This is a genomic window from Kiloniella sp. (assembly GCF_048259265.1).
Classification (GTDB): Bacteria; Pseudomonadota; Alphaproteobacteria; order Kiloniellales; family Kiloniellaceae; genus Kiloniella.
Genome location: NZ_JBLXHT010000015.1, coordinates 18,003 through 27,859, shown reverse-complemented (window position 1 = coordinate 27,859; position 9,857 = coordinate 18,003). Strand labels below are relative to the sequence as shown.

Below are 9,857 nucleotides of genomic sequence, written 5' to 3'. Positions count from 1 at the left end.
ATATTACTATCAATTGAACGTAATGGAAATTTAAACCAATAAATAAGAATTTTATGAAAGGAATAAATGGTATGTATTAAATTCTTATTTATTGGTTTAAACTTGCATTAGTTTCATTTGCAACTAATATTGTATATCAAAATAGAATGCTGTGAAAATAGTGACCTTCTTTCTCTTATTCTCACAGTGTACTTAAGGATCAGTTTTGTGAACTGCCCAGAGCAAATTTACAGAATAGATGTACAGAACAATGCGAGGCTTAAAATGAAAATAGAACAAATTCATCACGTCGCTTACAGATGCAAAGATGCAAAAGAAACCGTTGAATGGTATGGAAAATACCTCAATATGGATTTTATACTCGCAATTGCTGAAAACGAAGTCCCTTCCACAAAAGCCCCAGACCCTTATATGCATATCTTCCTTGATGCCGGTAAAGGTTCTATCTTGGCCTTTTTTGAAATACCGAACTCTCCACCCATGGGCAAAGATCCCAATACGCCAGAATGGGTACAACATTTAGCGTTATCAGTAGCAACAATGGATGAAATGCTGACTGTTAAAAGTAAGCTCGAAGCGGATGGTATTGATGTATTAGGGCCAACAGATCACACCCTTTTCAAATCAATATACTTCTTTGATCCAAGTGGTCATCGCATTGAATTGGCTGTCAATACAGCAACACCAGATATGAGCAAAAAGCTCGATGATGTAAAATGGCAAATGCTTGAAGAGTGGTCAAAAACCAAAAAAGCCCCAACACATGCCGATTGGATGCATCAAAAAGAACTTTCCTCATAAGTTACGGTTAATAAAATGAAACTCGCTACCTATAAAAATGACACCAGAGATGGTGAGCTTGTTGTTGTCAGTCGCGATCTGAAAAAATCTGTTAAGGCAACAACAATCGCGCCAACGCTACAATCAGCACTGGACGACTGGGACAATATTTCCCCGCAGTTAGACAAGCTCTATCAAGCTCTGAATAATGGTGATCAGACAGATAGTTTTGACTTTGAAGAACCTGCTTGTGCATCTCCTCTTCCTCGCTCTTACCAATGGGCTGACGGTTCTGCTTATGTAAATCACGTTGAGCTTGTTAGAAAAGCAAGAGGCGCCGAATTACCAGATAGCTTCTGGACTGATCCTTTGATGTATCAAGGTGGCTCTGACAGCTTTATTGGTCCAAGAGACGATATTCCACTTGGTTCAGAAAGTTGGGGTATTGATTTCGAAGCAGAGATTGCTGTCATCACCGACGATATGCCCATGGGCACATCCCCTGAAGAGGCAGAAAATCACATCAAACTTTTGATGCTCGTTAATGATGTCTCTCTGCGCGGGTTAATTCCGGCTGAACTGGCAAAAAGTTTTGGCTTTTTCCAATCCAAACCATCCAGTGCTTTCTCCCCTGTGGCTGTAACACCAAATGAACTTGGCCCTACATGGAAAAACGGCAAGGTTCATTTGCCTCTACTCTCGACGCTAAACGGTAAGCTGTTCGGAAAACCTGAAGCTGGCGAAGATATGACGTTTGACTTCCCAACAATTGTCTCTCACGCGGCAAAAACCCGTCCGCTCGGTGCGGGCACGATTGTCGGATCAGGAACCGTTTCGAACAAGCTTGATGGCGGACCAGGAAAACACGTACAGGACGGTGGTGTTGGTTACTCCTGCATTGCAGAAGTCCGTATGATTGAAACAATCAACACAGGTGCTCCTCAAACTTCCTTTATGAAGTTTGGCGATACAATCGCAATAGAAATGATGGATAAGGAAGGTCACTCAATTTTTGGAAAAATTGATCAGAAAATAGTAGAGTACTCTATTCCATAATTTATGAACCATAGGTTCATAGACCCAAAAACCAGATACTGCTTTTCCTTACAGCTATACAACAGCTCTGAAGTCAAATTCAGAGCTGTTTTCATATAAAAACAAAAGAAAATGATCCACTTTCGGCACAATTTCAGAAGGTTAAGAGTATTTATCACTCAAAATCCTATCTGTTTTCTCAAATCATATAGTAGGATTTCCCTATCAAAGACAGCTATTCTCACATGGAACAAAGCAAGTGGTCGTATTTACCACATTTTGCTGCGCTGATCGGCATACCCCTGATTTACAGGGGGTATATACAGCACATGGAATGCAAAATTTTGAAATTTTGTGCTGCAATTGGCTGGTAATTGAACACCAAATTACTTTTTAGGCGCTGGATTATTCCGATTAAGCCTATTTCTTGCGATTGACAACAATCAACAGATCGTGTGCATTCACCACGCCCAGCAGGCCATCATTATTGAGTAACACAGGGAATTTAACATCATGGTATCGATTGATGACCTAAAGGCACAACGCGATGCGTCCTTGGCTGTCACCGCAAAAGGTGCTCCAACAAGAACGTCTAACCAGTTCTTTGGCGTAGGCCCCATTACGGATATGACATCCGACGAAGTTGACGGGCGTCGCCTGCGCTTTCAGTTTGATGCATGGCTTGAAGAAAATTATGCAAAAGTAGATGATCGCGGCAATCGCATCGGCAGCTTTACAACAGCCGAAATCGGCCGCAGCATGCACCGTGGCTATCCGGCCGATAAAGTTCTGCTGGATATGGTCCGTGAAATTCATCGTTACTTTGAATTCCCAAAAAAGAATAAAATGGCTATTGGCCTAGGTGGTGGGCACAGTGGCTTTACCGTTTCCATTCTTCATTTGATGAATGCAAACAACCCTGATCAAAAAATCTATGTCGATACACCAAAACCTGAATCTGCCGAAGGCAAAGCGGGTGGATTTTTCCGTCAATCCTGGGGTTCCCAGATTATGGAAATGCAGAAGTTCGCTGCAAATGGTGATATCGAACGCATCCACTACTCCGAAGGCGAAGGCGCAATTCCGACTGCAGCCGAGCTAAGTTCTAAGGGCATCAAGCTCTTCGTTGGCGTTGGTCACGAAACAACCGGTGCCACGACCTATAAAGAGTCCGAAATCATCGAACTTTTAAAGTGGATCGATGTGAACCCAACTGAGCACCACGCAATTATTGACAGCACGTCTATGTTGGGTGCTATGCCATGGGCAGAGAATGTTGTTCTAGAGGTTATGGACAAGTGTTGTATGTTCATGCCATTCCAAAAAGCGATTGGCGGCATTTCAGGTTATTTCATAGCTTCTTATACACCAGAAGCACTTGCCTTGATGAACCAGAACCAGAAAGACCCTGCATGGGCGATCCCGCGTCAGCTTAAAATTGCTGTTCCTGCGGACCCGAAAGAGCCAATGAGCAGCGAAAAAACCTGGGAACTTGGTCCGGTTTACGATCCTGCTGAACACAAGATGCTTGGTGGTATAATCAACACCTTCTCAACACTTGCTTTTGCAGAAACAACTTTTGGTCTTCTGCGCGCAGAGAAATCAATTGGCTCTGCACGTGAGCTGAACAAGCGATCCATCAAGAATCGCCAAACAGCCAACGACTGGATTGCAAGCAACCCAACACTTGAGCTCGGTGTTACTGATGCAGATAACCGCGGTGCCGCTGTTACTCTACTCAAAGTAACAGAAGGCGCAAACACAAATCCTGCAATCCATGCAGACATCATTGCCAAATCCAAGCAGATGCTCGGCTACGAAGGCCTAACGCATCCAAATGGCGAGCATGAAGAAGGTCTGGACGTTGCTCGTTACGTCAATGCTTTCCCGGGCACACCTGGTGACTACCGCGCCTGGATTGGTGGTCTACGCCCAGTAGAAGACGTTATTGCCCTGCTTGAAAACCTCGAATACGCCTACCACCGTGCAAAAATCGTAGTGCTAGAAGAACTTCTTGCAAAAGAAGGCGTAACTTTCGAAGCATCTGCAAATGATGCATCTGGCAAAGTGCGTCAGGACGATCAAAACAAAGCTTACAAAGTACTTATTGCCGACCTTGTTGGATTGAAATTCGATACAAACGGCAATCCAGACCATTCCGAGGTTCGTGCTTATGTCGAAGCAAAAGGCGGTGTTTTCCACGAAGGCCCGATTGCAGATGATGCGAACCTTGAAACTGGCAAACTTCACTTCTCGTATCAGCCAAACCTGAGTACAGAAGAAGAGCTTCTGCCTCAGACAGATAAAGGCCAATACGACGCAACAATCGTAGCAGCGACATTCCTGCCGAAAGCTTCCGTCTTCAAACATGGTGGCGTACGTATCGGTGCGGGAACCGGCAACATGGGCTCTGAATCATGGGGCGGCGGTAATGGTGATGGTGGTGAAGCCGCCCTCATGAATACGCCGAGTTTTAACAGCCGCGCAACAGCACAGATGGCAATGAAAGCCCTGTTGAAAGTGTCTCCTGATCTTCCTGTCGAAGAAATGCACAAACTTGTCTGCGCAGGTGATTTTGACACAGGAAAAGACCTGTGCAAGTTCCCGACTGAGAAGCTCGAAGGCAAAAAACTTGCAGTGATCGGTTATGGTAATATTGGCCGCGAAGTTGCAAATCTTGGCAAAGCCTTTGGTATGGAAGTGTCCATCTATGCACGGGCCCGTCACAAAGCTTGGATTGAATCAGAAGGTTTCACCTACGCAGAAACACCTGAAGAAGCAGCAAAAGGTGCTGATGTCATCAGCCCACATACTGGTCTGGGTGCCTTTAATGCAGAAACAGGTAAATTTGCCAATGACAGCCTAGTTAACGAAGGCGTACTCAACGCCCTGAATGATGGCGCAATTGTTGTTAACTACGACCGTGGTGAAGTGATCAACATTGACGCCCTTGATGTTGCCCTTACAAGTGGCAAGGTTGCCTATGCTGCGATTGATGCAGATCTGTTCAAGAACGCAGAAACTGGCGAACTAAGCGGACCAATGGTTCCTTACCTTACGCTTGTTGATCGGCATGCTGACAAGCTAGAGCTTCTACCTCATGCAGCTGCGGATACCGAGCATGTTTCCCGCGTTCAGGGTGCAAAACAGGCTGTTGATCAGATCTTTGATGCGATCCAATACAAATCTATCATGAACCTGAAAGGCGCTCTTCCTGCCGGGTACACTAATGCTGGTGCAACGACAGTTAATGGTGTGGGTAAAGTAACATCTAATGCATTGGCTTCCGTTGCCGCTGAAGACGAAACAGCTGCAGAGCTTCGTAAGCTAACCGAAGACATGGCTGCAATTTGGGGCGCTCTGTCTGTCACGAAAGATGCTTCACGTCGTCAGGAACTTATTGATCGCTATGGCGCTCAACTAACGCTGCAGTCCAACAAGTACATCACGCTTGTTGAACAACTTGGCCTGAAAGGCCCATACGGTTAAGTTCATAAAATGATCAACTGAAAAAGGTGTCATGTTCATTCATGGCACCTTTTTTATTTGTGCGACAATAATGATCCTAGACAAGCACCGATTGATCTCGGTAATTTAAGGTCATGAAATCTTGGCGTACTATAATCTGTCTGATCTTTTGCTTGAGCGTTCTTTTTACACCGCTTGCACAGGCTGGTGCGCATGCGCCTAAGAACGATCACAATGTAAATAATTCGTCTATTCCAAACATATTGCACGTACAGAATATGACATCAGATATCGATAGCTGCAAAGAGTGTATTGACCATTCCAATGCGGTTATCTGTCTTGATTTGTGCCTATCTATGGCGCCAGCCATACTCGTTGGAAACACACTTAACAATCAACGATCCCGCTCAGATGATACATATCCTCACCGAGAACAATCTGTTGGATTGTTCCCAGCGGTAGAGATTTCGCCCCCTATAAATCTGTAAAATCAAACAAAAATCAATCAACTAATACAGACACAATAGGATCATAAAATGAGATCTTTTATTCCTGCGGTAACAATTGCAGCCACGATGTTTATCAACCTTTTGCCAGTTCACGCCCATGCAGGTGAAGGTGAAGCCACCTTGTTTAAAAATCCGCAATGTGGTTGCTGTAGTGCTTATGCCGAGCATCTCCGTCAAAGCGGTTACAAGGTTAAAGAAGTACCCACAGAAAAAATGTCCCTTATCAAAAAATCGTATGGCATTACAGATGAAATGTCTTCTTGCCACACAACCTTAATCGACGGTTATGTCATCGAAGGACATGTTCCCATAAATGTCGTTGATAAGTTTTTATCGGAAAAGCCTGATGTAACGGGAATTTTCTTGCCCGGAATGCCAATGGGGTCGCCCGGAATGGGAATTGAAAAAGAAGAACCCTTTAGAATTTATTCGTACGAGATAAAAGAAAACGATCAATCTATCACTCTCTATGCGATCGAATAAAAAAAGAGGGAGCCTCCAAAGGCTCCCTCCTCAAAATTTTTCAAAAACTTTATTTATTCAGCGTTGGGAATAAACAACTGTTCGCCGGATAATTTATAACCCGCAATAGCTTCTTGTCCTTTAGAAGATATGATCCAATTCACGAAAGTTTCCGCAGGTTTTACTTTTACATGTGGAAACTTTTCTGGATTAACAACGATTACACCGTATTGATTGAACAGACGTTCATCACCCTCAAAAAGGATTTCCATGTTTTGTTTGTTTTTGTAGCTGATCCATGTCGCTCTGTCAGTCAGCGCATACCCTTGCATCGCCACGGCCGTATTCAGAGTTGCACCCATGCCAGACCCGGTTTCACGATACCAGTCACCTGATGCAGATTTAGGGTTATCTCCGTTGGCTTTCCAAAGTTCTAGTTCTCTTTTATTGGTACCACTATCATCACCACGAGAGAGAAAGACTGATTGTTTTGTTTTAATGTTATTCAACGCATCAACGATAGTTTCAGAACCTTTAACTTTAGCCGGGTCGCTATCCGGTCCGACAAGAACAAAATCGTTGTACATCACGTCAAAACGCTTCACACCATACCCATCAGCAACAAATTTCTCTTCAGACGTTTTATGATGGACCATAAGAACATCTGCGTCCCCATTACGGGCAAGCTTAAGGGCAGCCCCTGTACCGACAGCAACAACATGTACGTCAACACCAGTCTGCTTTTTGAAAAGAGGCAGCAAGTAATCAAACAAGCCTGAGTTTTGTGTCGATGTGGTGGAAGCCAACGTAATATTATTCGTTGCTTCGTCTGCGTATGAAGCTGGGCCATACCCAACCATTACTAATGCGGCTGCGAAACCAAGTGCACGCATAATAGATCTGTTAAACATTAAATAGTGTCTCCTAAATTTGAACATCGTCTTTTTCTGGGCGGCGTTTCCACCAGATAAGCTGACCATCTAAAAAGGCTTGCGCCAAATCGTTTTGCGGACCAGCAAAAAAATCATCTGCAGAAGACATTTCCTTAATACGCCCCCTGAACATGAAAAGAACATCTGTTGCCAGACGCTTTGCCTGACCAAGATCATGGCAGGTCATAATAACCGTCGTGCCCTCTGCAGAAATTTCGTGGATAAGTTCTTCAATGGAATGTGTTGCCGGCGGATCCAAACTAGCCGTTGGCTCATCCATAAAAAGGACCTCTGGTTTTAACACCCATGCCCGCGCAATTGCCAAACGCTGCTGCTCCCCAAGCGAGAGAACGGTCGCAAGTTTATTTGCTACCCGCGTTAATCCCGTTCTCTGGATAACAGCGTTAATCATATCCGGTCGCAGGGATTTTTCTACACCGCGAACGGAAAGCGCATAATCAATATTTGCATAAGCTGAACGCCGTAACATGACCGGTCGTTGAGTAACCATAGCCTGATGATGCTTGGGGTTAGCATCTTTGCCAGACGACCATATCACTTTGCCAGATTTTGGCTTCAACAAACCATGACACAGTCGTAGCAGAAGTGTTTTCCCTGCACCGTTTGGTCCCAAAAGAAGATATCTTTTCCCTTGGTTGAATTCGCAACTGATATTTTTAATCAGTTGCTTCCCACCTGCCTGATACTCAAGGTTTTCAACTTTTAACGGTAAGATCGAAGGATGGTATGTCATCACTGATGTCGCCTCTTCACCGTTTCTGTAATGCTGTAGGCAAAAAGGTTAATTCCAAGAGCGACCGCCAGCAATACTAATCCAAGAGCAAGAGCCATAACCAAATCACCCTTTCTTGCTTCCAGGGCAATAGCCGTTGTCATGACACGGGTCAGATGGTCGATATTACCCCCGACGATCATCACAGCGCCAACCTCTGAAATAGCACGTCCAAACCCGGCTAATGCAGCTGTCGTCAGGGAAAATCTGGCATCCCAGACCAAAGCTGTCACCTTGCGATACCAAGGCACATCAAGTGATCTCAGGAGCTCATCATATTCAAGATGGAGCTCTTCAAGCACCTGTCGTGTAATTGCCGTCACGATGGGCACGACCAAGATAACCTGAGCAATAATCATGGCTGTGGGGGTAAACAACAGACCAAAAACACCAAAGGGACCACTACGGGATAAAAGTAAATAGACAAATAGCCCGACAACAACGGGCGGCAGCCCCATGAAAACATTAATAATAATGACTAAAATTTTTCTACCCGGGAATTTGGTTAACGCGAGAACAGCACCAAAAGGCAGTGCAATGAGCAGCGCTATCCCCACTGCTGACAAACTTAATCGCAGAGATAAAAAGACGATCTCAAGCAGCCTGTCATCCAAGGTAATGACAAGCGATATCGCTTTGAAAAATGCCTGCCAAAGATCGTTCATAAAATTCCAAAATATAACAGAAACGGGACGCACATTGAGTTTTACGCCATAAAGCTGTTATGGCAAAATGTTCGGGCACACTACTCAGATACTTTTGCTTTGTATGTATTTATATTTGAAAATCTAAATTTGAAAAACAGATTAAACTTTATAGTTTTGTAAAAATGTCCGATTAAAACCTGATCATCATTAAAGTGAAAATATTTTTAAGATAACCATATCAAATACCAACCCGACGAAAGGCCGACTGCTCTTGACCTCAGACCTGACCATCGAAACAGATATAGCCGTCGCCTCCTTCTCATTGGAGGGAGGTTGTATTATGTCATACGCAATCAAAATGGATAGCGCTTATGATATCTTGCGCCCCTATCAACAAGACAACGAAGCTATCTTTTCACCGCTGAACACAGCGTCCTTTCCCTTAATCCCCTATTCCAACCGCATTAAACATGGGCAATTCACCTTTGATGGTAAATCATATCAACTGGCGTTAAATTTAGCAGATCATCCCCACTCGATTCATGGAATTTCCTGGCAAAGATATTGGCAGGTTAAAGATCATCAAAAGTCCCAAATCGTGTTGGAATTGAACTATACGGCAAATGATAAAAAGCCCACGGATTGGCCCTTTGATTTTGATGCTGTTCAAACTTTTAATCTAATTGGTACTGACTTAACTCAGCATATTTCTGTCATTAATACCAGTGACCACCCAATGCCTGTAGGCCTTGGGATACACCCTTATTTCCCGAAACGAAAAGATACCCGTTTAAAAGTAAATACAGAAAATGTCTGGATAACAGATCAAACCTGCCTCCCCACAAAGCTTGTTGAATGTCCCCAACATTGGGATTTAAGGACAAATCCATTGGTCGAAACATTAGAATGCGACAATCAGTTTGAACCATGGGATGGCAAGGCACAGATTCATTGGCCAGAAGACAATGTTTCAGTTGAATTGAACGCCAGTAAAAACCTAAATCGCCTCGTCGTTTACGCCCCAAAAGACGAAAATTTTTTCTGCGTAGAACCAACATCACATATAACGGATGCCCTGAACCCGACATCAAAAGGTATGTCTTTGGAAGATACAGGCATTCATGTTCTTGCACCAAAACAAACACTTGAAGGTTGGATCAAATTCAAGATCAATACAGAATTTTAGTTTATTTTACAGGTAATTATAGGATATAATTTAAGAATAATATCA

The 9,857-nt window shown here is 43.8% G+C and carries 9 protein-coding genes; 6 read left to right on the top strand and 3 right to left on the bottom strand.

The features are described from left to right. Nucleotides 1-264 precede the first annotated feature (264 nt). From ACN0QW_RS18150 to ACN0QW_RS18130, 5 genes are all read left to right on the top strand, one after another. Nucleotides 265-801 carry a VOC family protein gene (locus ACN0QW_RS18150; RefSeq protein WP_299381008.1) on the top strand — a complete coding sequence of 179 codons (537 nt, stop codon included), beginning with the start codon at nt 265-267 and terminating at the stop codon, nt 799-801. 15 nt (nt 802-816) lie between these two features. Then, nucleotides 817-1,836, top strand: coding sequence for a fumarylacetoacetate hydrolase family protein (locus tag ACN0QW_RS18145; protein WP_417433506.1), 1,020 nt, complete (start codon nt 817-819; stop codon nt 1,834-1,836). A 492-nt stretch (nt 1,837-2,328) separates the two neighbouring features. After that, nucleotides 2,329-5,304, top strand: coding sequence for an NAD(P)-dependent oxidoreductase (locus ACN0QW_RS18140; protein WP_417433504.1), 2,976 nt, complete (start codon nt 2,329-2,331; stop codon nt 5,302-5,304). A gap of 152 nt (nt 5,305-5,456) precedes the next feature. After that, nucleotides 5,457-5,771: a hypothetical protein gene (locus ACN0QW_RS18135; protein WP_417433502.1), complete on the top strand. Its 315-nt coding sequence runs from the start codon at nt 5,457-5,459 to the stop codon at nt 5,769-5,771. A 48-nt stretch (nt 5,772-5,819) separates the two neighbouring features. Continuing rightward, on the top strand, nt 5,820-6,275 hold the full coding sequence (locus ACN0QW_RS18130) for a DUF411 domain-containing protein (protein ID WP_417433500.1): 456 nt from the start codon (nt 5,820-5,822) through the stop codon (nt 6,273-6,275). A gap of 53 nt (nt 6,276-6,328) precedes the next feature. Here ACN0QW_RS18130 and ACN0QW_RS18125 read toward each other — a convergent pair whose 3' ends face one another. Genes ACN0QW_RS18125 through ACN0QW_RS18115 form a run of 3 tightly spaced genes read right to left on the bottom strand, consistent with a single transcriptional unit; the run spans nt 6,329 to nt 8,644 of the window. Beyond that, a complete protein-coding gene (locus ACN0QW_RS18125) occupies nt 6,329-7,165 on the bottom strand; it encodes a substrate-binding domain-containing protein (protein ID WP_417433498.1) in 837 nt (278 codons plus the stop codon). A gap of 13 nt (nt 7,166-7,178) precedes the next feature. Next, on the bottom strand, nt 7,179-7,940 hold the full coding sequence (locus ACN0QW_RS18120) for an ATP-binding cassette domain-containing protein (RefSeq protein ID WP_417433496.1): 762 nt from the start codon (nt 7,938-7,940) through the stop codon (nt 7,179-7,181). Next, nucleotides 7,940-8,644, bottom strand: coding sequence for an ABC transporter permease (locus ACN0QW_RS18115; protein ID WP_417433494.1), 705 nt, complete (start codon nt 8,642-8,644; stop codon nt 7,940-7,942). Before ACN0QW_RS18115 ends, ACN0QW_RS18120 begins: the two co-directional genes overlap by 1 nt. Before the next feature lie 253 nt (nt 8,645-8,897). Between ACN0QW_RS18115 and ACN0QW_RS18110 the strand changes: the two genes are divergently transcribed. Beyond that, nucleotides 8,898-9,812: an aldose 1-epimerase gene (locus tag ACN0QW_RS18110; protein WP_417433493.1), complete on the top strand. Its 915-nt coding sequence runs from the start codon at nt 8,898-8,900 to the stop codon at nt 9,810-9,812. Nucleotides 9,813-9,857: the final 45 nt, after the last annotated feature.